Source organism: Streptomyces sp. NPDC021562 (assembly GCF_040640875.1).
In the GTDB taxonomy this organism is placed as follows: Bacteria; Actinomycetota; Actinomycetes; order Streptomycetales; family Streptomycetaceae; genus Streptomyces.
On record NZ_JBFACN010000004.1, the window covers coordinates 418,498 to 442,379 of the forward strand.

Here is a 23,882-nt window from a genome sequence, read left to right on the forward strand (position 1 = left end):
TGGCGTGTTGACCGCACGCCATAGGGGGGTTTGTGCCTTTTTCATCCTTTGCTGCTTCCTGCCCGCTTTCCGCGCGGACCGACTGACGGACTGACCATCCTGAGGAAGGAACTGACGTGCGAACAGCACAAAGGAACAGATACAGACGCACCGGGGGAAGGCGGCTCCAGCGGAGCATCGCCGGCACGGCGCTCGTCACCGCCGCAGCGGTGCTCGGCGGACTCGTCCATGCGGTCCCGGCCGCCGCCGACGAGCCGGGCGACAACCCGGCCAACCCCTACCAGCGCACCCTGCGCATCAGCCTGGGCGCCCAGGCCCGCGCGGACCGTTGCCAGGCGGGCCAGGCCGTGCACTTCGGCGGCCCCGACCTCAAGGCGGCCGCAGCGGCCAGGCTCACCGGCACGGACGCCGCACTGCGCGCCTTCGTGACGCCGGACGCGTTGCTCGGCGAGTGGGGCCAGGCCGCCCTCCGCGATCGGGACGCGGGAATCGCCGCCCTGAACGCGTTCCGCGACCGCCAGACCAAACTGGACGAGACCAACAAGCCGTACCGCTCGGTGAACTCCTCGAACGGCCGGGACTTCTGGGCCCCCGAGTTCGGCGCGGACATCGTCACCTTCACCCTCGGCACGCAGCAGAAGCTGTACGACAAGGCCAAGGACGACCCCACCCCGCACCCCGGCCAGGCCTCCCTGGACCAGGCCAAGAAGGTCCTCGACGCGTTCGACACCGGCGGGGACGCCTGGGCTGCCGCTTACAAGGACGTCGCCGGCAAGGATCTGCTCGACACGACCAACCTGGGCTATTCCTCGGCCAACGACATCGCCACCTTCCTGCGCTTCGGCGGCTTCGCCACCAAGGCCCCCGAGCCGGACTCGCTGGAGTTCCGCACCGAGGTCGAGGCACTGAAGCAGGCCTGGGCTGCCTGCGACAGCGACAACCCCATCGACCACTACCGGGTGCTGACCGGTGTCGTCACCGCGGCTTACACGGAGTGGGAGGCGGAGTACGCCGGCCAGGCCGATCAGCGTAAGCAGATCGTCGCCGCCGAGGCCGCCGCTGCGAAGGAGACGCGGGCCGCCACCGAGGCCATGACCGAGGCGGTCCGCCAGGCGTGGCTCGCGGACCAGATCCTGTACTGGCAGAAGTACTGGGCCGCCCACAAGGACTCCATCAATTACCCCAAGGCTGCCGACTTCACCAAGGCGACGGCCGACCTGAACGCGGCGAAGGCAGCCGCGGCCAAGCAGGTGACCGCGGCGGACGCGGCCGTCGCACGGGCGAAGACGGCCGCCGACACCGTGACCACCCAGCAACAGAAGGCCTGGCAGACAGCCGACGCGGCGAAGCTGCCCCGCGGCCGGGGCCTCCTGTACGCCCAGCAGTCGGTGCAGGTGACCAAGGCCTCGTACGCCGCCGCCCAAGCCGCGGCGAAGGCCACGCTGACCGCCTCGAACGCGGCGAAGGCCACCGTGGCCGACTCCCAGACGCTTCTGGCATTGGCCAAGACCCAGACGCACGCGCTGAACACCGAGTTCCGCAAGACGGCCGCACTGGAGGCCAAGGCCCAGGCGAAGGCCGCCGCGGACTCCGCGGCCAAACTGGCCGCCGAGGCCGCGGCCGACGCCACCACCGCGAAGAACGCCCGCGCGACGGCCGAGAAGGCGGAGCAGGACGCCAGAACCGGTGCCGCCGAGGCGAAGCGGCAGCGGGAGGTCGCGGAGGCCGAGAAGGCCAACGCCGAGCGGGAGCGGGACAAGGCGGCCGCCGAGCGGAAGAACGCCCAGGCGGCCGAGGCCCGGGCGCGCACCGAGGAGAGCAACGCCCAGCGGGCCCTCTCGGATGCGAGCACGGCCGGTGCCACGGCGTCCGAGAAGCGGGCCGCGGCCGAGGAGGCGGACCGCCTCGCTTTCCAGAAACGCAACGAGGCGGTGAAGGCGGAGCACGAGCGGGACGCCACCGCGTCCCGGGCAGCCGCGCTCGAGTCAGCGGCCGCGGCGGCCGCGGGAACCGACGCCGCCGCCGAGACCCGGCAGGCGGCCACCGAAGCGCGGGGTGCGGCTACCGCGGCCGCCGGAGCGGCAAGCCGGGCCAGGGCCGCGGCGAACGACGCGTCGGCGGCCGCGGTGAGCGCCCGCGCGGCGGCCACCCGCGCAGAGGCAGCAGCCTCACGTGCCCGTTCGGCGTCTGACGCCGCCCAAGCCGCTTACCGGAAGACCACCGCCGCCGCGGCCACCGCGCACGCGGCGGCGGCCGAGGCGATCGACGCGGCGGCAGCGGCGAAGGAGAAGGCGAGAAAGGCCGACGGCGAGGCCAAGAAGGCCCAGGCGGCCGCCATTGCCGCGCGCAAGGAGGCCACCGCCGCACAGGCCGAGGCGGTCAAGACGGCAGCATGGTCGGCGAAGACCGCCGGGTACGCCACCGCCACGGCCCAGTATGCGCAGGCCGCCCGGGACGCGGCTGTCGCGACCACCAAGACGGCCGACGAAGCGATCAGCCTCGGCTCCCCCTACCAGGAGTCGGACTCCTCCGCCGCGTTCGCGGTACTGGTCGGCCAGAGCTCCAAGACCCTTGCTCAGCAGCAGGCCGCCGCGGCCAAGGCCAAGTCGGACGAGGCGAAGAAGGCGGCGGCGCAGGCCAAGGCGCTGGCCGACAAGGCGGCCGGCGACGCCAAGATCGCTCTTCAGGCATCGGCCGATGCGGCCGCCTACGCGGTGCAGGCGGTCGATTCCGCCGCGGCCGCGAACGCCTCGGCCGCCGCCGCCTCCGCAGACGCGGCGGCGGCGAAGAAGGCCGACGCGAGCGCTCAGAAGTACGACGAGCAGGCGGGTACCGACGCCCTCTACGCCAACTTCGCGGCGAACGAGGCGGAGTCGGCGTCCGCGCAGGCCGACCGTGATGCCACCGAGGCCGAACGGGACGCCGTGAGCGCCCGCTCCTCGGCCGACTCCGCCGAGAGGGCCTCCGCGCAGGCCGACGGGATCGCCTCCGCTGCCGAATCGGACGCCGTCAAGGCCGAGAAGGCGGCCGCCGACGCACAGGGGCACGCGCAGGAGGCGGACGCCGCAGCGGACCGTGCCGAGAAGGCCCAGCGCGAGCAGGTGGAGGCCCTCCGCAAGCAGCGTGCCGACCAGCCGTACGACGCCCCCGCGCTGAGCAGTGACCTGGAGGCCGCCCTGCTGCGCGCCTGCGGTCAGGAGTGCCTGGACCAGTACCGCGCGGCCCAGGCGCTCGCCTCGATGGACCTGCTGGCCTGGGTCAAGCAGAACGGCGGTCAGATCCTCCTGGACTACATCGGCTGGACCGACCTGAAGAACTGCTTCACCAAGGGCGACGTCGAGAGCTGTCTGTGGACGCTGGTCAACGTGGTCGGCGTGGCCATCCCGCTGACGAAGATTCCCGCCGTCGGCAAGGCGATCATCAAGGTCTCCAAGGGGGTCACCGAGTTCTTCGAGGGTTCGGCCAAGGCGAAGCGCACTCTCGACAAGCTGCGCAAGCTGGCCGAGAAGGCGAAGAAGGAGCCCGGCCTCCCGGCGTGTGTGCGCAAGCCGTCCGCGCGGACGGCGGTGTTCTCGTCGGCGAAGTCGTCCTCACCGGTGCCGGTGGCCGCTGCCGCCGCCTCGGACGACGACGAACCGGACCTGTGCGACCTCGACGAGCTGGCCGACCTGTCGTACGAAATCCTGGACTTCTTCGACGAGAAGTACGGGCCCGACGTGGCCGACGGCATCGAGTACCAGTGGAAGCGGATGATGGGAGACAGCAAGGAGGCTGCGGACCACAGCATCCCGGGCATCGGCCGGGACCTGAAGGCCATGGCCGAGTACTTCAAGGGCTGGCGCGGAAAGGGCACGCACCGGGACTCCCGGACCGGCAATCCCGTCGCCTACGACGAGGACAAGGGCGTGATCGTCATCATCACGTCCCGGTTCATCCACGGCTACAAGCTGCCCAAGGCAGACTTCCTGAAAGGCGGACGCTATGTCCCGAACGGCCCCAGCCAGTAGTGCGGCGGCGGTGACGGTGTGAGGACCGAGGTCGTACTGCGGCGGGACGGCGCGGCGTTCGTCGTGCGGCTCACCCGTTCCCAGGCGCTCGCCGTGCGCGAGGCCCTTGCCTTCCTGCGCAACCGGGACCTGGGTGAGCACGTCCTGGCGCTGCAACTGGGCGCGACCGCGCAGGAGGTCGACGACCTGGTCGAACGGCTGGTCGTCGACGCCGGGGAGCCGGTCGAGGTCCCGTTCCGGTGGCAGGAGCTGCACACCGTGCACGCAGCGCTCACCTCGGTGGCGACCATGTTCCTGTCGGACGGAAGGCTCTCGCAGGAGGCGTTCCGTACCAGACTGGGCTTTTTCCGTGAGAACCTCGACGCCCTTGCGCTCGGCATCGCCGACGCCGTCCGCGAGGTGACCGGATGAGGGCGCGCCTGCGGCTCACTCGTGAGGGCGACGCGTTCGTCGCGCGCGTCACCCCGGCCCAGGCCGAGGCGTTCCACCGGGCGCTGACGTTTTTGCGGGCGCGGGTGCCGGGTGACGCGGCGCTGGTCGTGCGGCTCGGTGCGGGGCCCGCGACGGTCGACGCCCTCGCCGGGCGGTTCGCCCACCGGCCCGAGACCTCCTTCGAACTCCGGTTGTCTCTCGCGGAGCTGCACGTCCTGCACAGCGCCATGACCGCGTCGGCCGTCGTGCTGCTGGAGCGGGGCATGTTCTCGGAGGAGGCGTTCCACCGTGAACTGGCCTTCTACCGGGAGAATTTCGATGCCCTGGCGCAGGGCATCGCGGAGGCGGTCGCCGAGGCGTGAGCCGGCCGTGGTGAAACGGCTGAGGGCGCCCCCTGCCACAGGGGGCGCCCTCAGTGCTGTCAACGGTCCCTAGCGGGGCGTCACTTGTTGATGCCGCCGATGTGGTGGACGCGGAGCATGTTGGTGGTGCCGGGGACGCCGGGTGGCGAGCCGGCCGTGATGATCACGGTGTCGCCGGGGTGGAAGCGCTTGATCTTCGCGAGCTCCTGGTCGACCATGTCGACCATCTCGTCCGTGCTGTTCACGAACGGCACCACGTGCGACTCCACGCCCCAGCTGAGGGTGAGCTGGTTGCGGGTGTTCTCGTCGGTGGTGAAGGCGATGATCGGCTGCTGGGCGCGGTAGCGGGACAGACGGCGGGCCGTGTCTCCGGACTGCGTGAAGGCGACCAGGCCGCGGCCGCCGAGGAAGTCGGCGATCTCGCAGGCCGCACGGGCCACCGAGCCACCCTGCGTACGCGGCTTCTTGCCGGGGACGAGCGGCTGCAGGCCCTTGCTGAGCAGCTCCTGTTCGGCCGCCGCGACGATCTTCGACATCGTCTTGACGGTCTCGACCGGGTAGGCGCCCACCGAGGACTCCGCCGACAGCATGACCGCGTCGGCGCCGTCCAGGATCGCGTTGGCCACGTCGGAGGCCTCGGCGCGGGTCGGCCGGGAGTTGGTGATCATCGACTCCATCATCTGGGTCGCCACGATCACCGGCTTGGCGTTGCGCCGGCACAGCTCGATGAGCCGCTTCTGCACCATGGGGACCTTCTCGAGCGGGTACTCGACGGCCAGGTCGCCACGGGCCACCATGACGGCGTCGAACGCCATCACGACGCCCTCCATGTTCTCCACCGCCTGCGGCTTCTCCACCTTGGCGATGACGGGGACCCGGCGGCCCTCCTCGTCCATCACCTTGTGGACGTCGTCGACGTCCTTGGCGTCCCGCACGAAGGACAGCGCGACCATGTCGCAGCCCATGCGCAGCGCGAACCGCAGGTCCTCGACGTCCTTCTCGGACAGCGCGGGCACGTTCACGGCCGCGCCGGGCAGGTTGATGCCCTTGTGGTCGGAGACGACACCGCCCTCGATGACGATCGTCCGCACCCGCGGGCCCTCGACGTCCAGGACCTTCAGCTCGACGTTGCCGTCGTTGATGAGGATCTGGTCGCCGCGCGAGACGTCGCCCGGCAGGCCCTTGTAGGTCGTACCGCAGATGGTCTTGTCGCCCGGCACGTCCTCGGTCGTGATGACGAACTCGTCACCGCGCTCCAGCTCCACCGGTCCCTCGGCGAAGGTCTCCAGGCGGATCTTCGGGCCCTGCAGGTCGGCGAGGACGCCGATGGCGCGCCCGGTCTCCTTGGCGGCGGCCCGGACGCGGTCGTACCGCCCCTGGTGCTCGGCGTGGGAGCCGTGGCTGAAGTTGAACCGGGCCACGTTCATACCCGCCTCGATCATGGCGACGAGCATCTCGTGGGAGTCGACCGCGGGGCCGAGAGTACAGACGATTTTCGAACGGCGCATGGGGCGATCCTATCGGTTTGTTTCGCTGCGGAATATTCCGTCTGGCGGAAGATACAAATGGGCGCCTATATGCTCAGCTGTTATTCACCGGTGCTGCCGGGTTACTTACGGGTTTACTTCCGACCAGCGCGTACGTCTGCTCGGCGATCTCCAGTTCCTCGTCCGTCGGCACCACGGCGACGGCCACGCGCGCACCCGCCGGGGATATCAGTCGCGGCCCGTCCGCCCGGGCGGCGTTCGCCTCCGGATCGACGGCCAGTCCCAGCCCGTCGAGCCCGGCCAGGGCGGCCTCCCGCACGGATGCCGCGTTCTCCCCGACGCCCGCCGTGAACGCCACCGCGTCCACCCGGCCGAGCACCGCGTAGTAGGCGCCGATGTACTTCTTCAGACGGTGGATGTAGATGTCGAAGGCGAGCTTCGCCTGTTCGTCGCCCTCGTCGATCCGGCGCCGGATCTCGCGCATGTCGTTGTCACCGCACAGTCCGAACAGACCGCTCCCCTTGTTGAGAAGAGTGTCGATCTCGTCCATGGACATTCCGCCAACACGCGCCAAATGGAAAATGACGGCCGGGTCCAGATCGCCGGAACGGGTTCCCATCACGAGCCCTTCCAAAGGCGTCATCCCCATGGAGGTGTCCACGCACCGTCCGCCGCGGACCGCCGAGGCGGACGCCCCGTTGCCCAGATGCAGCACGATCACGTTCACCTCTTCCGGTGTCTTCCCCAGCAGCCGCGCGGTCGCCCGCGAGACGTACGCGTGCGAGGTGCCGTGGAAGCCGTAGCGGCGGACCCGGTGCCGGTCGGCGATCTTCGGGTCGATGGCGTAGCGGGCCGCCGCCTCCGGCATGGTCGTGTGGAACGCCGTGTCGAAGACGGCGACCTGCGGCAGGTCCGGACGGAGCGCCCGCGCGGTGCGGATGCCGGTCAGGTTGGCCGGGTTGTGCAGCGGGGCGACCGGGATCAGCCGCTCGATCTCGGTGAGCACCGCGTCGTCGATCACCGTCGGCTCGGTGAAGAACATCCCGCCGTGCACCACCCGGTGCCCGATCGCGGCCAGCTCCGGCGAGTCGAGCCCGAGCCCGTCCTTCGCCAGCTCCTCCGCCACCGCCTTCAGGGCGGCCTCGTGGTCCGCGATCGGCCCGTTCTGCTCCCGGGTCCCACCGTCGACCAGGCAGCTGTGCTTGAGCCGCGAGGTCTGCTCGCCGATCCGCTCGACCAGGCCCGTCGCCAGCCGGCCGCCGCCGCGCATGTCCAGCAGCTGGTACTTCACCGACGAGGAGCCGGAGTTGAGGACGAGGACACGACTGGGGCTCACTGGGCTGCCTTCTCGCTCGGATTCTGGGCCTGGATCGCCGTGATGGCGACGGTGTTGACGATGTCCTGGACGAGGGCGCCCCGGGACAGGTCGTTGACGGGCTTGCGGAGCCCCTGGAGCACCGGTCCCACGGCGATGGCGCCGGCCGACCGCTGCACGGCCTTGTAGGTGTTGTTGCCGGTGTTCAGGTCCGGGAAGATCAGCACGCTGGCCTGCCCGGCGACCTCGGATTCCGGCAGCTTGGTGGCGGCCACGGACGGCTCCACGGCCGCGTCGTACTGGATCGGGCCCTCGATCATCAGGTCGGGCCGCCGCGAGCGCGCCAGCTCGGTCGCCTCCCGCACCTTGTCGACGTCGGCGCCCGAACCCGACGTGCCCGTCGAGTACGACAGCATCGCGATCCGCGGCGCCACCCCGAACTGGGCCGCGGTGGCGGCGGACTGGATGGCGATGTCGGCGAGCTGCTCGGCGTTCGGGTCCGGGTTGACCGCGCAGTCGCCGTACACCAGCACCTTGTCGGCGAGGCACATGAAGAACACCGAGGACACGATCGACGACCCGGGCTCGGTCTTGATGATCTCGAACGCCGGCCGGATGGTCGCCGCCGTGGAGTGCACCGAACCCGACACCATGCCGTCGGCCAGCCCCTCCTGGACCATCAGGGTGCCGAAGTAGTTGACGTCGGAGACCACGTCGTAGGCCAGTTCCACGGTCACGCCCTTGTGGGCGCGCAGCAGCGCGTACCGCTCGGCGAAGGAGTCCCGCAGTTCGGAGGTGGCCGGGTCGATCAGCTGGGCGCCGCCGAGGTCGATACCGAGGTCGGCGGCCTTCTTGCGGATCTGGTCGGCCGGGCCGAGCAGGGTCAGGTCGCACACGCCCCGGCGCAGCAGCACCTCCGCCGCGTGCAGCACCCGCGTCTCGGTGCCCTCCGGCAGCACGACCCGCCGCCTGTCGGAGCGGGCCTGCTCCAGGAGCTTGTGCTCGAACATCATCGGGGTGAGGCGGTCGGTGCTCGGCGCCGAGACCCGCTTGTCGAGGCCGGCGGTGTCGACATGCCGCTCGAACAGGCCGAGCGCCGTCTCCGCCTTGCGCGGGGTGGCCGCGTTCAGCTTGCCCTCCAGGGCGAACAGCTGGGCGGCGGTCGGGAAGCTGTTGCCGGGCACGGAGATCACCGGGGTGCCGGGGGCGAGCCGGGCGGCGAGGGTCAGGATCTCTTCGGTGGGCCGCTCGCCCAGGGTGAGCAGCACACCGGCGATCGGCGGGGTGCCGGCGCTGTGCGCGGCCAGCGCGCCGACGACCAGGTCGGCGCGGTCGCCCGGGGTCACGACCAGGCAGCCCGGGGTCAGGGCGGGCAGGAAGCTCGGCAGCATCGCCCCGCCGAACACGAAGTCCAGCGCGTCGCGGGCCAGCCCGGAGTCGTCGCCGAGCAGCACCGTCGCGTCCAGCGCCTGCGTGATCTGGGCGACCGTCGGCGCGGAGAGCGCAGGCTCGTCGGGCAGCACGTACACCGGCACCGGCAGCCGGCCGGCGATCCGCTCGGCTATCTCGTCGCGGTCCTCGCGGGCCACCCGGTTGGCGACCATCGCCAGCACGTCGCAGCCGAGGCCGTCGTACGCCCGGAACGCGTTGCGGGTCTCCGCGAGCACCGACTCCGCCTGCTGGCCGCGGCCGCCGACCACCGGGATCACCGAGGCGCCGAACTCGTTGGCCAGCCGGGCGTTGAGGGACAGCTCGTCGGGGAACTGGGTGTCGGCGTAGTCGGTGCCGAGGACCAGGACCACGTCGTACTCACGGGCCACCAGGTGGAAGCGGTCCAGGAGCGTGGAGACCAGCTCGTCGACGCCCTGCTCGGCCTGGAGGGCGGACGCCTCGTGGTAGTCCATGCCGTACACCGTGGCCGGGTCCTGGGAGAGGCGGTACCGCGCACGCAGCAGCTCGAACAGCCGGTCGGGACCGTCGTGGACGAGCGGCCGGAACACCCCGACCCGGTCGACCTGCCGTGTCAGCAGCTCCATCACGCCCAGCTCGACGACCTGCCGGCCGTCGCCGCGGTCGATCCCGGTCACGTACACGCTGCGCGTCACGTGTGCACACTCCGTTCCCTGCATATCGGCATACAACTCGGCATAAAAATCGCCCACCAAGGTGAGCAGATCCCTCTTGACAATACCCCCGGTGCCGGATAAGGCGCCCGTCAGGATTTCATCGCCCTGTATGCCATGAAACAATCGGATCGGCTCATCGGTCACGACAGCGAGCAGGAGACACACCACCATGCGTATCGGAGTTCTCACCGCAGGCGGCGACTGCCCCGGCCTGAACGCCGTCATCCGATCGGTGGTGCACCGCGCGGTCGCCCAGTACGGCGACGAGGTCATCGGTTTCGAGGACGGCTTCCGGGGTCTGCTCGACGGCCACTACCGCCCCCTCGACCTGGACGACGTCGGCGGCATCCTGGCGCTCGGCGGCACGATCCTGGGCTCGTCGCGACTGGAGCGGGACCGGCTGCGCGAGGCGTGCGACCGGGCCACCGACATGGTGGCCGAGTTCGGCATCGACGCGCTGATCCCGATCGGCGGCGAGGGCACCCTGACGGCGGCGCGCATGCTGTCCGACGCCGGCCTGCCCGTGGTGGGCGTCCCCAAGACCATCGACAACGACATCTCCTCCACCGACCGCACCTTCGGCTTCGACACCGCGGTGGGCGTGGCCACGGAGGCGATGGACCGGCTCAAGACCACCGCCGAGTCGCACCAGCGGGTGATGGTCGTCGAGGTGATGGGCCGGCACGCCGGCTGGATCGCCCTGGAGTCCGGGATGGCGGCGGGCGCGCACGGCATCTGCCTCCCCGAGCGGCCCTTCGACCCCGCCGACCTGGTGAAGATGGTCGAGGAGCGGTTCGCCCGCGGCAAGAAGTTCGCGGTGGTCTGCGTGGCGGAGGGCGCCCATCCCGCCGAGGGCACGATGGACTACGGCAAGGGCGCGATCGACCAGTACGGCCACGAGCGGTTCCAGGGCATCGGCACGGCACTCGCGTACGAGCTGGAGCGGCGGCTCGGCAAGGAGGCCAAGCCGGTCATCCTCGGGCACGTCCAGCGGGGCGGGACGCCCACGGCGTACGACCGGGTGCTCGCGACACGGTTCGGGTGGCACGCGGTGGAGGCGGCGCACCGGGGGGAGTTCGGGAGGATGACCGCGTTGCGGGGGACCGACATCGTGATGGTGCCGCTGGCGGAGGCGGTGACCGAGTTGAAGACGGTGCCGAAGGACCGGATGGACGAGGCGGAGTCGGTTTTCTGAGGGGCGGCTGCGGGTGTAGTTGTCCGTGCGGGTCCCGGGGGCCGGTCGCGCAGTTCCTCCCCCAGCCTTCGCTCAGGGGCGTGCGGGAGTTCCCCTTTCCACCGCGGTCCAGAAGTAGGTGACGATCCGGGTCAGGAAGTCCTCGCCCAGACGCTGGGCCTGCGCCGACGCGGGGGTGTCGCCCCAGGACAGCGTGGCCGTCATGCGGCCCTGGTACTCCTCGTGGAGTGCGCGCAGGGCGGTCTCGATCAGGTGCCTGTCCAGGGGGACCAGCTTGCCCAGCTGGCGGACCTGGGCCTGCCAGCGGGTGGTGACCGCGCCGCGCAGCAGCTCGGCCAGCTTCTCCTCCTTCCCGGTGACGGTGACGAAGTCCGGCAGGGACAGGTGCAGGAGGTCGGCGAGGACCGCGGACTGCCGTTCGGTGCCCCGCCAGTCCCCGGCCTCCTCCATCTCCAGGTAGGGCAGGAGGTCGAGACCGACGGCCATCGCCACGTCCTCCGGTGCGACGCCCCGGGCGATCCGGTGCTCGCGCAGCGTCCGCGGCCGGCCGATCAGGTCACCGGGGGAGCACCACAACGCCCCCGCGAGGGCGGTGAGTTCGGGGCTGGTCGGGGTCACCGCCCCTTGCTCCCAGGCCCGCACGAGATCCGGCGTCGCGTACGGCATCCCGTACGACGCCCGCAGGTCGTGGGCCACGTGCTCGGGCCCCATGCCGAGTGCGGACCGCAGTCTGCGGGCGGCGGGGGCGTCGAAGGGGGGACCTGGCTGGTTCGGCAGAGCTGGGGGTCGGCGCACAGCCGACAAGGTAGGGGTCCGCGCGCGAGCTGACTACGGTCCGTTCGGACAGGAACACGGATTGTGGGAACGTACGGTTTCGAGCGCGAGTTCGGCCCGTCATCTGCCCCGCCCCCACCGGTACACCAGCTCCGGCCTCCCCACCTGCCCGTACAGCGGGCTCCGCCCGGCCCGGCCCGCCTCGACCAGGTGCTCCAGGTACCGCCGGGCCGTGATCCGGGAGATCCCCACGCCCTCCGCCAGCGCCGCGGCCGTCAGGCCCTCCTCCGCCTCCCGCAACGCGACCGTCACCCGCTCCAGCGTCGGCGCGCTCAGCCCCTTGGGGAGCGCCGCGGGCGCCGGCGCGCGCAGCGCCGCCAGGGCCCGGTCCACCTCGTCCTGCCCGCTGGCCTCGCCCGCCGCCGCCCGGAACTCCGAGTACCGGGTCAGCCGGTCGCGGAGGGTCGCGAAGGTGAACGGCTTCAGGACGTACTGGACCACGCCCAGCGAGACGCCCTCCCGGACCACCGCCAGGTCCCGGGCCGACGTCACCGCTATGACGTCCGCCTGATGCCCCGCCGCCCGGAGCGAGCGCGCGAACTGCAGGCCGTGCACGTCCGGCAGGTGCAGGTCGAGGAGGAGGAGGTCCACCGGCGTACGGTCCAGGATCCGCCGCGCCTCCGCCCCCGTGTGCGCCTTGCCCACCGCCACGAACCCCGGCACCCGGCCCACGTACATGACATGCGCGTCCGCGGCCACCGGGTCGTCCTCGACGACCAGGACTCTGATCGGCTCCCCGGTCATCCGGCCCTGCCTCCCGTCACCGACGCCCGCAACGGCAGCCGTACCTCGAACACCGCTCCGCCCCCGGGAGCCTCCGTCACGGTCATGGTGCCGTCCAGCCGTACGACCGCCTGCCGTACCAGGGCCAGGCCCAGCCCCCGCCCGCCCGGTCCCGCCGGCTTGGTCGAGAAACCGCGCTGGAAGACCAGCTCCGCGTGGGCGGGGTCCACCCCCGCCCCCGTGTCCGTCACCCTCATCACCAGCTCGGCGTCCTCCGCGTATGCGGTCACCGTCACGCGCGCCCCCACCGACCCCTGGGCCGCGTCCACCGCGTTGTCGATCAGGTTGCCGAGGATGGTCACCAGATCGCGTGCCGACAGGCTCTCCGGTAGCAAACCGTCATCCAGCCGGCTCTCGTCCGAGACCACCAGCTCCACGCCCCGCTCGTTGGCCTGGGCGGTCTTGCCCAGCAGCAGCGCGGCCAGGACGGGTTCGCCGACCGCCGCCACCACCTGGTCGGTCAGCGCCTGCGCCAGCTCCAGCTCGGCCGTCGCGAAGTCCACCGCCTCCTCGGCCCGGCCCAGTTCGATCAGCGAGACGACCGTGTGCAGCCGGTTCGCCGCCTCGTGGGCCTGCGAGCGCAGCGCCTGCGTGAAGCCCCGCTCCGAGTCCAGCTCGCCCATCAGCGACTGGAGTTCCGTGACGTCCCGGAGGGTCACGACGGTACCCCGGCGTTCGCCGCCCGACACCGGGGAGGTGTTCACCACGAGGACGCGGTCCGCCGTGAGGTGCACCTCGTCCATGCGCGGTTCGGAGGACAGCAGCGCGCCCGTGAGCGGCGCCGGCAGCCCCAGCTCGGCCACCGAGCTGCCCACCACCTCCCCTTCCGGGCCCACGCCCAGCAGTTCCCGCCCCCCGTCGTTGATCAGCGCCACCCGGTACTGGCCGTCGAGCATCAGCAGGCCCTCGCGCACCGCGTGCAGCGCCGCCTGGTGGTAGTCGTGCATGCGGCTCAGCTCCGCCGCGTTCATGCCGTGGGTGTGGCGGCGGAGCCGGGCGTTGACGACGTACGTGCCGACCGCGCCCAGCACCAGGGCCCCCGCCGCCGCCGCGAGCAGCGCCGTCACCTGCTCCTGGACCCGCCGGCTGATCGCCTCCACCCGGATGCCGGCGCTCACCAGACCGATCACCCGGCCGTTCTCCGTCACCGGCGTCACCGTGCGCACCGACGCGCCGAGCGTGCCCTTGTAGGTCTCGCTGTAGGTGTGGCCGCGCTGGGCCGCGTCGATGTGGCCGAGGTACCGCCGGCCGATCTGGCCGGGGTCGGGGTGGGTCCAGCGGATGCCGTCCGGGGTCATGATCGTGACGAAGTCGACCTCGGTGTCCCGCATGACCTGGAGGGCGTACGGCTGGAGCCGCGCGGAGGGGTCCGGCGTGTGGATCGCCGTGCGCACCGACGGCGAGTCCGCCACCGACCGGGCCACCGCCGTCGCCTGCCGGGTCGCCGCCTCCTGCGCCTGGTGGCGGTCGCTGACGTAGCTGAACAGCGCGTACCCGGCGACCAGCACCGCTATCAGCACGGCCTGCATCGCGAAGAGCTGGCCGGCGAGGCTGCGGGGCCGGGGGACGGGCGGGAAGCGCATGTCAGCAGTGTGCCCCCGGGGTGAACCGAGAACTAAATGAACGGAAGGGTGACCGCCCTCACAGACCGGGAGATAGTCACGGCATCCCCCCGCAAGCCCGGACGTGAGCCGCACGCCGGTCGTACCGACGATGACGTCAAGGAGGCGAGCCGTGACGACGACGCCAACGGCACCAGCCGCACCCGCCAGGAGAGACCGCACCCACTACCTCTACATCGCGGTGATCGTCGCCGTGGCGCTCGGTATCGCGGTGGGCCTGATCTGGCCCGACGCCGGAGTCGAGCTCAAGCCCCTCGGAACCGGCTTCGTCAACCTGATCAAGATGATGATCTCGCCGATCATCTTCTGCACGATCGTGCTCGGGATCGGGTCCGTACGGAAGGCCGCCAAGGTCGGCGCCGTCGGCGGTATCGCACTCGGCTACTTCCTGGTGATGTCCCTGGTCGCGCTGGCCATCGGCCTGGTCGTCGGCAACGTCCTGCACCCCGGCGACGGCCTGCACCTGACCAACGCCCTCAAGGCCTCCGGGCACAGCCAGGTCGACTCCGAGGCGCTCGGCCCCGTCGACTTCGTCCTGTCGATCATCCCGACGACCTTCGTGTCCGCCTTCACCGAGGGCCAGGTGCTGCAGACGCTGCTCATCGCGCTGCTCGCCGGGTTCGCGCTGCAGGCCATGGGCCCGGTCGGACAGCCGGTGCTGCGCGGTGTCGAGCACATCCAGCGGCTCGTCTTCCGCATCCTGGGCATGATCATGTGGGCGGCGCCGATCGGTGCCTTCGGCGCCATCGCGGCCGTCGTCGGCTCCGCCGGGATCGACGCCCTCAAGAGCCTCGCCGTGCTGATGCTCGGCTTCTACGTGACCTGTGTGCTCTTCGTCTTCGTCGTGCTCGGCGCCCTGCTGCGGCTGGTCGCGGGGCTGAACATCTTCACGCTGTTCAAGTACCTCGCCCGGGAGTTCCTGCTCATCCTGTCCACCTCCTCCTCCGAGTCCGCGCTGCCGCGGCTCATCGCGAAGATGGAGCACCTGGGTGTCAGCAAGGCCGTGGTCGGCATCACCGTCCCCACCGGCTACTCCTTCAACCTCGACGGCACCATGATCTACATGACCATGGCGTCCCTCTACATCGCCGACGCCCTCGGCACGCCGATGTCCGTCGGTGAGCAGATCCCGCTGCTGCTCTTCCTGCTGCTGGCCTCCAAGGGCGCGGCGGGCGTCAGCGGCGCCGGCCTCGCCACGCTGGCCGGCGGTCTGCAGTCGCACAAGCCCGCGCTGGTCGACGGCGTCGGACTGATCGTCGGCATCGACCGCTTCATGAGTGAGGCCCGCGCCCTGACGAACTTCGCGGGCAACTCGGTCGCCACCGTCCTGATCGGCACCTGGACCAAGGACATCGACAAGGCCCGGATGCAGCGGGTGCTCGCCGGTGAGCTGCCGTTCGACGAGAAGACGCTGCTGGACGAGGGCGGCGAGACCGGCACGCCCGAGCCGCCGGAGCTTCCCGAGCAGCGCGAGGAACTGGCCAAGGCCTGACGCCTCCGACCGGACCCCGGGCGTCCGGCCCGGCCTGAACCCGGGCCGGCCGCCCGGCCCCCACCCCTCGCCCCCGCTTGTCACCCGTATCCACTAACGTGCCGTTCCTGTTCAACGGGAACGGCACGCGGCATGTGGAGGCTCGGGGGAATGAAGATCGACTGGGATCGGCGGCACTGTGCACGCAAGGGGCATGTGACCTACGCACCCGACGACCCGCGGCTGCGGGTGCGGCTGCACGCCCAGACCGCGGTCGGGGACGTGTGGCGCTGTCTGCGCTGCGGGGACTTCGTCCTCGGCGAGCCGCACGGCTCGGGGCCGGCCGCCGACGCCCCGCTGGTGCCGCGCGGGAAGGTGCTGCGGGACCTGTTCATCCTGCGCTTCCTGGCGGTCGAGCGGGCGGTGCGCGGCGTGTTCATCGTGCTGGTCGCGGTGGCGGTGTGGAAATTCTCCAACAGCCAGGACGCGGTGCGCCGGCTGTTCAACGAGTACCTGAACACCTTCCGGCCGGTCTTCCGGCACTTCCACTACGACCTCGACCATTCACCGGTCGTCGGTTCCATCCAGAAGGCCTTCGGTTACCGGCATTCCACCCTGCTGCTGGTCGCGGGACTGCTGCTGGCGTACGCGCTGATCGAACTCGTCGAGGCGGTCGGCCTCTGGTACGCCAAGCGCTGGGCCGAATACCTGACCGTGGTCGCCACCGCCGCGTTCCTGCCGCTGGAGATCTGGGAACTCACCGAGAAGGTCAGCTACCTGAAGATCGCCACGCTGGTGCTGAACATCCTCGCCGTGCTCTACATCGCCCTCGCCAAGCGGCTGTTCGGGCTGCGCGGCGGGCGCCGGGCCTTCGACGAGGAACGGCACAGCGCCTCGCTGCTGGAGGTCGAGGAGTCCGCCGGGCTGCAGCCGACCTTGCCTTGACGCCGACGTCAACGCCTACGGTCGTACCCATGCGAATCGGCGAGCTGGCCGCACGGGCCGGGACCACCACGCGCACCCTGCGGTACTACGAGGCGCGCGGGCTGCTGCCCGCGCGGCGCTCCGGGAACGGCCATCGGACGTACGACGAGAGCGACCTGCTGCTGCTCAGGCAGATCCGGACGCTGCGGGACTTCGGGTTCGAGCTGGAGGAGACCCGGCCGTTCGTGGAGTGTCTGCGGGCCGGGCACCCGGAGGGCGACACGTGCCCCGCCTCGCTCGCGGTCTACCGGCGCAAGCTGGCGGAACTGGACTCGCTGATCGGTGAGTTGCAGGCCGTGCGGGCGACGGTGGGGGCCCAGTTGGAGCGGGCCGAGCGGGCCCGGGACGAGCTGGCCGCCGACGCGGGGGTTCCGGGTGGTCCGGAACCGGTGTGCGAGCTGGGAGGGGCAATTCCATGATCAGGGCGGCGGGCGTGGCCGAGGTGACGGACGCGGACTTCGCGGCGGAGGTGATCGAATCCGAGGTGCCGGTGCTGGTGGAGTTCACCGCCGACTGGTGTCCGCCGTGCCGGCAGATGGGGCCGGTGCTCACGGCGCTGGCGGCGGAGGAGGGCGAGCGGCTGAAGGTGGTCCAGCTGGACGTGGACACCAATCCGGAGACGACCAACGCCTACCGGGTGCTGTCGATGCCGACCTTCATGGTGTTCCGGGGCGGTGAGCCGGTGCGCTCGATGGTGGGCGCACGGCCGAAGCGGCGGCTGGTCGAGGAGCTGAACGACGCACTGCGCTGAACCGCTTGGTCATACGAAGAAATCCCCCGGCAATTGCGCCCGGGGGATTTCTTTGCGTATATTCAAGAGTTCGCGACTTCGTATCGACGGTCAAGTCGATCGGAACGCGGAGAAGTTCAGTGGGCACAGTATATCCGGGCGGGAGCGGAATTGTCAAACACCGACTTTCCAGATGATGAATTGCGGCACGAGCAGGAATTCATCGACGGACTGTACGAACGGGTGGACGCGCTGCGCGGTGACACCGAGGGCTCGGTCGCGGACGCCCTCGCCCTCGGCGACAAGCCGATGCAGGCCCGCCTGGAGCGGGACATCCTGGTCGCCGAACGCTCCGGGCTGCTCGCCGCCCTGAACGCCGTCGACGGCTCCCTCTGCTTCGGCCGGATCGACCTGACCTCCGGCACCAGGCACCACATCGGGCGGATCGGGCTGCGCCTGGATGACGCCGAGCGCACCCCGGTCCTCATCGACTGGCGGGCCGAGGTCGCCCGCCCCTTCTACCTGGCCACCGGCCACACCCCGATGGGCCTGCGCCGCCGCCGGCACATCGGCACCGACGGCCGCCGGGTCACCTCCCTGCACGACGAGATCCTCGACCTCGGCGACCGCGAGCGCACCGGGCACGAGGACCCGTCCGGGGACGCCGTGCTGCTCGCCGCCCTCACCTCGGCCCGCACCGGCCGGATGAACGACATCGTGCAGACCATCCAGGCCGAGCAGGACGAGATCATCCGGGCACCCCACCGGGGCGTGCTGGTGGTCGAGGGCGGGCCGGGGACCGGAAAGACCGCGGTCGCGCTGCACCGGGCCGCCTACCTCCTCTACGAACACCGGGAGCTGCTCGCCAAGCGGGCGGTCCTGATCGTCGGCCCGAACCCCGCCTTCCTCGGCTACATCGGCGAGGTGCTGCCCTCGCTCGGCGAGACCGGTGTGCTGCTCGCGACGGTCGGGGAGCTGTTCCCCGGCGTGCGGGCGACGGCCGTGGACACCCCGGCGGCCGCCGCGGTGAAGGGGCGCGCGGACATGGCCGACGTGCTGGCCGCCGTCGTACGCGACCGGCAGGCGCTGCCCGACCCGGTCATCACCGTCGAGCACGACCGCGAGGTGCTGATGCTCGACGACGGCCTGGTCAACATGGCCCGCGAGCGCACCCGGGCCGCCCGGCTCCCGCACAACGTGGCCCGGGAGTACTTCGAGGGCCACATCCTCAACACCCTCACCGAGCTGTACGCGGAACGGGTCGGGACCGACCCCTTCGACGGCAGCAGTCTCCTGGACGCCTCCGACATCACCCAGATCCGCGACGAGCTTGCCGAGAACCCCGAGGTGTGGGCCGCCGTCGACCGGCTGTGGCCGCTGCTGACCCCACGGCGCCTGGTCGCCGACTTCCTCGCCGAACCGGAGCGGTACCTCGGCGCCGAGGACGCGGCCGCGATCCGCCGCCCCGTCGCCCGCGCCTGGACCGTCTCGGACGTCCCCCTCCTCGACGAGGCGGCCGAACTGCTGGGCGTCGACGAACGCGCCGCCCGCGCCCGCGCCGAGCGCGAACGCGAGACGCAGATCGCCTACGCGCAGGGCGTCCTCGACGTCTCCTACGCCTCGCGCACCTACGAGTTCGACGACAAGGAGGACGACGACCCCGACGCCTCGGAGGTCCTCTCCGCGCACGACATCATCGACGCCGAGCGGTTCGCCGAACGGCAGGAGGAGGAGGACTTCCGCAGCGCGGCCGAGCGGGCCGCGGCCGACCGCACCTGGGCCTTCGGGCACATCATCGTCGACGAGGCCCAGGAGCTCTCCCCGATGGCCTGGCGCCTGCTCATGCGGCGCAGCCCGACCCGTTCCATGACCCTGGTCGGCGACCCGGCGCAGACCGCGGAGGCGGCGGGCGTCGGCTCCTGGTCGAAGATCCTCGAACCGTACGTGGCCGACCGCTGGGAGCACACCCGGCTCGGGGTCAACTACCGCACCCCGTCCGAGATCATGGACCTCGCCGCGGCCGTGGTCCGCGCCGAGCACCCGGACTTCGAACCGCCGAGCTCGGTCCGGTCGACGGGCGTACGCCCCTGGATCCGCCGGGCCGACGGCGACCTGTCCGAGGCGGTGGCCAAGGCGGTCGCCGAACTCACCCCGGCCGAGGGCCGGCTGGCCGTCGTCGCCCCGCGTGAGCTGCACCGCGCGCTGGCCGCCCGGCTGGACGGCGTCACGGCGGGCGCCGAGCCGGATCTGACCCGCACGGTCGTCCTGCTCGACCCCCGCCAGGCCAAGGGCCTCGAGTTCGACTCGGTCCTGGTGGTGGAGCCGGGCCGCTACGGCACGAGCGACCTGTACGTCGCCCTGACCCGGGCCACTCAGCGGCTGGGCGTGCTGTACACGCACGGACTGCCGGAGGCACTGGCCACCGCGGTCACCGCGCCGTAGCGGGGCTCCCGCCGGGCGACGGTGGCGGGTAGCTCGGGTGCAGCGCGGCGGGCAGGGGCGCGAGCGACGCGCACAGCGCGGTCGGGAGGGCCGGTTCCCTGTGCCGCACCGCCGCACCGCCGCACCGCCGCGCAGCCCCCGGCCGCGGTCTCGACAGGAGAAGTCCAGGACCGGTCACGGTACGAGCTAGGCGGGGCGCAGCCAGACCGTGGCCAGTGGGGGGAGGGTCAGGCGGATGCTGGTGGAGCGGCCGTGGGACGGGTGATGCTCCGGTTTCACCGGGTCCGGGTTGCTGACGCCGCTGCCGCCGTAGGGGGCCGCGTCCGTGTTGAGGGTCTCGTGCCAGGCGGGGATCTCGTCCGGGACGCCCAGGCGGTAGTCGTGGCGGACCACGGGGGAGAAGTGGCAGACGGCGAGCAGCGGGGTGCCGTCCGCGTCGTACCTGAGGAACGCGAGGACGTTGTCCTCGGCCGCGTCGCCCGCGATCCACCGGAAACCGGCGGGGGAGGTGTCCCGCTGCCACAGCGCCGGGGTCGCCCGGTACACCGCGTTGAGGTCACGGACCAGGTCCCGCACGCCCCGGTGGTCCGCCTCGGCGCCGTACGCCGGGTCCAGCAGCCACCAGTCCGGGCCGCGCGCCTCCGACCACTCCGCGCCCTGCGCGAACTCCTGTCCCATGAACAGCAGTTGCTTGCCCGGATGAGCCCACATGAAGCCCAGGTAGGCGCGTTCGCTCGCGCGCTGCTGCCACCAGTCGCCCGGCATCTTCGAGACCAGCGACCGCTTGCCGTGCACCACCTCGTCGTGGGATATGGGCAGCACGTAGTTCTCGCTGTACGCGTAGACCATCGAGAAGGTCATCTCGTGGTGGTGGTACCTGCGGTGCACCGGCTCGTGCGCCATGTACTCCAGCGAGTCGTGCATCCAGCCCATGTTCCACTTCAGCCCGAAGCCGAGACCGCCGCCGTCCGTGGCGCGGGTGACGCCCTCCCAGGCCGTCGACTCCTCGGCGATGGTGACGACACCCGGGGCCCGGCGGTAGACCGTGGCGTTCATCTCCTGGAGGAACGCCACCGCGTCCAGGTTCTCCCGGCCGCCGTGCTCGTTCGGCGTCCACTGGCCCGGCTCGCGCGAGTAGTCGAGGTACAGCATCGAGGCGACCGCGTCCACCCGCAGTCCGTCGATGTGGAACTCCTCGCACCAGTACACGGCGTTCGCGACCAGGAAGTTGCGCACCTCACGGCGGCCGAAGTCGAACTCCAGGGTGCCCCAGTCCGGGTGCGCGGCCCGCAGCGGATCGGAGTGCTCGTACAGCGGGCGGCCGTCGAACTCCGCCAGCGCCCACTCGTCCCGGGGGAAGTGCGCCGGCACCCAGTCCATCAGGACGCCGATGCCCGCCCGGTGCAGCGCGTCGACCAGGTACTTGAAGTCGTCGGGGGTGCCGAGGCGGGCCGTCGGCGCGTAGAAGCCGGTGACCTGGTAGCCCCAGGAGCCGCCGAAGGGGTGCTCGGCGACCGGCATCAGCTCGACGTGCGTGAAGCCCAGCTCGGCCACGTAGGCGGGCAGTTGCTCCGCGAGGTCGCGGTAGGTCAGGCCGGGGCGCCAGGACGGCAGGTGCACCTCGTAGACGGAGAAGGGGGCCTCGTGGACGGGGGTGTCGGCCCGGTGCGCCATCCACTGCCCGTCCGTCCACTCGTGGTGGGAGGCGTGCACGATCGACGAGGTGGCCGGCGGCGTCTCCGTACGGCGGGCCATGGGGTCGGCCCGCAGGGTGTGCGAACCGTCCGGGCGGGTGATGTCGAACTTGTACAGCTCGCCCTCGCCGATCCCGGGCACGAACAGCTCCCAGACCCCGGAGGAGCCGAGCGAGCGCATCGGGAACCCGGCGCCGTCCCAGAAATTGAAACCGCCGGCCACCCGCACCCCGCGGGCGTTCGGCGCCCACACCGCGAACCGGGTGCCCGCCACGCCCTGGTGGACCGTCGGATGCGCGCCGAGCGCCTCCCACAGCCGCTCGTGCCGGCCCTCCCCGATCAGATGCAGGTCCAGATCGCCGAGCGTGGGCAGGAAACGGTACGCGTCCTCGGTCTCCAGGACCGTCCCGTCGTACTCCACCAGCAGCCGGTACACCGGTACGTCGGTCAGGGGGAGCAGGACGGAGAAGAAGCCGTCACCGTCGTCGTGCAGCTCGGCCCGCAGGTCCCGGCCGGCGACCACCGTCACCGCACGGGCGAACGGCCGGAACGCGCGCACGGCCGTCCCGCCGCCCGGCACCGGGTGCGCGCCCAGCACGGAGTGCGGGTCGTGGTGCGTGCCGAGCAGCAGCCGATCGCGGTCGTCGGGGGCTACGGGTGCGGGCTTCTTGGAGGTCACGGACGGGTCTCCCGGGATCAGGTCAGGTCGGAGGTGGCGAGACGGCGGACGGCCGACAGGGGGACGGGAAGCCAGTCGGGGCGGTGCCTGGCCTCGTAGACGACCTCGTAGACGGCCTTGTCGGTCTCGTAGGCCCGCAGCAGGACGGGGTCGGTGCGCGGGTCGGCGCCGGTGATCTCGGCGTAGCCGGAGCAGTAGGCGGCCCGGCACGCGGCCGCCCAGCCGGGGACCGGCGGGGTCACCGAGTGGGCCGCGTAGTCGAAGGAGCGCAGCATCCCGGCCACGTCCCGCACCGGCGGCTGCGGCATCCGGCGTTCGGCCAGCGGACGGGCCGGCTCGCCCTCGAAGTCGATCAGCGACCATTCCCCGGACGGCGCGCGCAGGCACTGCCCCAGGTGCAGATCGCCGTGCACCCGCTGGGCCGTCCAGGTACGGCCCTCGGCCGCCAGGTCAGCCAGCGCCGTGTAGGCGGACCGCAGCCCGTCCTCGTACGGCCGCAGCGCCGGAACCGCCTGGGCGGCCGCCGCGAGGCGCTCCAGCATGCCGTCGACCAGCGGCTCCAGCTGGCTGTGGCCGAGGGTGGCGGTGGGCAGCGCGTGCGCCAGCGCCGTGTGCACCTCGGCGGTGGCCCGGCCCAGCGCCCGTGCCTCGGCGGTGAAGTCCTCGCCCTTGGCCAGCTCGCGCAGCGCCAGCTCCCAGCCGTCGGTCGCGCCGTGCACGAAGGGCTGCAGGACGGCCAGGACGTACGGTTCACCGCCCAGCTCCGCCCGCAGCCACGCGGTCGGGGCGGGCACCCGGGCGCAGCCCTCACGGGCCAGCGCCAGGGGTATCTCCAGATCGGGGTTGACGCCGGGCACCACCCGGCGCAGCAGCTTCAGGATGAACGTATCTCCGTAGACGACCGAGGAGTTGGACTGCTCGGCGGTCAGGAGGCGGGCCACCAGCCCGTCGCGTATCTCCTGGCCGGGGTCCCGTTCGAAGCGCAGGGCGCCGATGCGGGCCCGGGAGCGCAGCGCCTCCAGGAGGACCTCGGCGGGGCGGGGGTCGTACAGGGCGTCGTACACCGTGTGCCCGGCCAGCGGGCCGTCGGGCACGTGGCCGATCAGCGCGGGCGCCAGATGGGGCGGCAGCGCCTCGCGCACGCCTATGAGGAGCTGGTAGCAGTCGCCGGCCTCGGCGGGCACCGGCGGCTGCTCGGCGCGGACCAGCAGGTGGTACAGGCCCACCCTGCCGTCCGGCGGCAGCAGTTCGGTCTCGGCCACCGGGGAGAAACCGGCGACCGGCCGCCCCTTGCCGGCGAACCAGCGCTGCCGGGGCAGCCACTCGCGCAGCAGGGGATCGAGCGAGGCGAGGAGAGCGGATGTGGAGGGGGTGACCGTTTCCGCCATGCGGCACGTCCTTTCCCCGGTCGTCGGGGGGCTTTACTGCTGCGTGCCCCGGGCGGGCCGGAGGAAACCGGCCCGCCCGGGCTCTCGTCTACGAAGCGGTGTCGGCGCGCAGCCGGAACCAGTAGAAGCCGTGTCCCGCGAGGGTGAGCAGATACGGCAGCTCGCCGATCGCCGGGAACCGCACCCCGCCGAACAGCTCCACCGGGTGCCGCCCGTTGAACGGCCGCAGGTCCAGCTCGGTGGGCTGGGCGAACCTGGAGAAGTTGTGCACGCACAGGACCAGGTCGTCCTCGTACTCCCGCAGGAACGCGATCACCGCCGGGTTGGACGA

At 71.6% G+C, this 23,882-nt stretch carries 18 protein-coding genes; 9 read left to right on the forward strand and 9 right to left on the reverse strand.

Features of this window, described 5'->3' with window-relative positions; genetic code table 11:
* Positions 1–116: 116 nt before the first annotated feature.
* Genes AB0G52_RS08905 through AB0G52_RS08915 form a run of 3 tightly spaced genes read left to right on the forward strand, consistent with a single transcriptional unit; the run spans position 117 to position 4,801 of the window.
* Positions 117–4,007, forward strand: coding sequence for a hypothetical protein (locus tag AB0G52_RS08905; RefSeq protein ID WP_361335083.1), 3,891 nt, complete (start codon positions 117–119; stop codon positions 4,005–4,007).
* Between the two features lie 18 nt (positions 4,008–4,025).
* Entirely contained in the window at positions 4,026–4,418 is a 393-nt protein-coding gene (locus tag AB0G52_RS08910) for a hypothetical protein (RefSeq protein ID WP_132888950.1), read from the forward strand.
* Positions 4,415–4,801, forward strand: a complete 387-nt coding sequence (locus AB0G52_RS08915) for a hypothetical protein (RefSeq protein WP_132888951.1) — start codon at positions 4,415–4,417, stop codon at positions 4,799–4,801. The genes AB0G52_RS08910 and AB0G52_RS08915 overlap by 4 nt, the downstream gene beginning before the upstream one ends.
* 80 nt (positions 4,802–4,881) lie before the next feature.
* Here the strand turns inward: AB0G52_RS08915 and pyk are convergent, their stop codons facing one another.
* The 3 genes from pyk to pta form a co-directional block, all read right to left on the reverse strand.
* Positions 4,882–6,309 (reverse strand): pyruvate kinase, encoded by a 1,428-nt coding sequence (gene pyk, locus AB0G52_RS08920; protein ID WP_132888952.1) that lies wholly within the window; start codon positions 6,307–6,309, stop codon positions 4,882–4,884.
* Positions 6,310–6,382: 73 nt separating this feature from the next.
* Positions 6,383–7,624, reverse strand: coding sequence for an acetate kinase (locus AB0G52_RS08925; RefSeq protein ID WP_361335087.1), 1,242 nt, complete (start codon positions 7,622–7,624; stop codon positions 6,383–6,385).
* Positions 7,621–9,708, reverse strand: a complete 2,088-nt coding sequence (pta, locus tag AB0G52_RS08930) for a phosphate acetyltransferase (protein ID WP_132888954.1) — start codon at positions 9,706–9,708, stop codon at positions 7,621–7,623. Before pta ends, AB0G52_RS08925 begins: the two co-directional genes overlap by 4 nt.
* Positions 9,709–9,898: 190 nt before the next feature.
* Between pta and AB0G52_RS08935 the strand changes: the two genes are divergently transcribed.
* Entirely contained in the window at positions 9,899–10,924 is a 1,026-nt protein-coding gene (locus tag AB0G52_RS08935; protein WP_132888955.1) for an ATP-dependent 6-phosphofructokinase, read from the forward strand.
* A 72-nt stretch (positions 10,925–10,996) separates the two neighbouring features.
* Here AB0G52_RS08935 and AB0G52_RS08940 read toward each other — a convergent pair whose 3' ends face one another.
* The 3 genes from AB0G52_RS08940 to AB0G52_RS08950 form a co-directional block, all read right to left on the reverse strand.
* Positions 10,997–11,719 (reverse strand): helix-turn-helix transcriptional regulator, encoded by a 723-nt coding sequence (locus AB0G52_RS08940; protein WP_361335091.1) that lies wholly within the window; start codon positions 11,717–11,719, stop codon positions 10,997–10,999.
* A gap of 99 nt (positions 11,720–11,818) precedes the next feature.
* Positions 11,819–12,502: a response regulator gene (locus AB0G52_RS08945; RefSeq protein ID WP_132888957.1), complete on the reverse strand. Its 684-nt coding sequence runs from the start codon at positions 12,500–12,502 to the stop codon at positions 11,819–11,821.
* Positions 12,499–14,124, reverse strand: a complete 1,626-nt coding sequence (locus tag AB0G52_RS08950; RefSeq protein ID WP_132888958.1) for a sensor histidine kinase — start codon at positions 14,122–14,124, stop codon at positions 12,499–12,501. The genes AB0G52_RS08945 and AB0G52_RS08950 overlap by 4 nt, the downstream gene beginning before the upstream one ends.
* Positions 14,125–14,254: 130 nt before the next feature.
* On the opposite strand from AB0G52_RS08950, the gene AB0G52_RS08955 reads away from it, so the two are divergent.
* The 5 genes from AB0G52_RS08955 to AB0G52_RS08975 all read left to right on the forward strand — a co-directional run bounded on the left by AB0G52_RS08955 (position 14,255) and on the right by AB0G52_RS08975 (position 19,790).
* Complete coding sequence (locus AB0G52_RS08955; RefSeq protein ID WP_132888959.1) at positions 14,255–15,655, forward strand: cation:dicarboxylase symporter family transporter; 1,401 nt, start codon at positions 14,255–14,257, stop codon at positions 15,653–15,655.
* A gap of 150 nt (positions 15,656–15,805) precedes the next feature.
* Complete coding sequence (locus AB0G52_RS08960; RefSeq protein WP_132888960.1) at positions 15,806–16,579, forward strand: DUF2127 domain-containing protein; 774 nt, start codon at positions 15,806–15,808, stop codon at positions 16,577–16,579.
* Between the two features lie 29 nt (positions 16,580–16,608).
* Positions 16,609–17,037, forward strand: coding sequence for a MerR family transcriptional regulator (locus AB0G52_RS08965; RefSeq protein WP_132888961.1), 429 nt, complete (start codon positions 16,609–16,611; stop codon positions 17,035–17,037).
* A complete protein-coding gene (locus AB0G52_RS08970; protein WP_361335097.1) occupies positions 17,034–17,369 on the forward strand; it encodes a thioredoxin domain-containing protein in 336 nt (111 codons plus the stop codon). Before AB0G52_RS08965 ends, AB0G52_RS08970 begins: the two co-directional genes overlap by 4 nt.
* Positions 17,370–17,501: 132 nt before the next feature.
* On the forward strand, positions 17,502–19,790 hold the full coding sequence (locus AB0G52_RS08975; RefSeq protein ID WP_361335149.1) for a UvrD-helicase domain-containing protein: 2,289 nt from the start codon (positions 17,502–17,504) through the stop codon (positions 19,788–19,790).
* A 186-nt stretch (positions 19,791–19,976) separates the two neighbouring features.
* On the opposite strand, the gene glgB is transcribed toward AB0G52_RS08975, so the two are convergent.
* From glgB to AB0G52_RS08990, 3 genes are all read right to left on the reverse strand, one after another.
* Positions 19,977–22,163 (reverse strand): 1,4-alpha-glucan branching enzyme, encoded by a 2,187-nt coding sequence (gene glgB, locus AB0G52_RS08980; protein WP_361335100.1) that lies wholly within the window; start codon positions 22,161–22,163, stop codon positions 19,977–19,979.
* 17 nt (positions 22,164–22,180) lie between these two features.
* Positions 22,181–23,551 carry a maltokinase gene (locus AB0G52_RS08985; protein WP_361335103.1) on the reverse strand — a complete coding sequence of 457 codons (1,371 nt, stop codon included), beginning with the start codon at positions 23,549–23,551 and terminating at the stop codon, positions 22,181–22,183.
* 88 nt (positions 23,552–23,639) lie between these two features.
* A partial coding sequence (locus AB0G52_RS08990) for an alpha-glucosidase C-terminal domain-containing protein (protein WP_207921722.1) occupies positions 23,640–23,882 on the reverse strand: 243 nt, incomplete at its 5' end.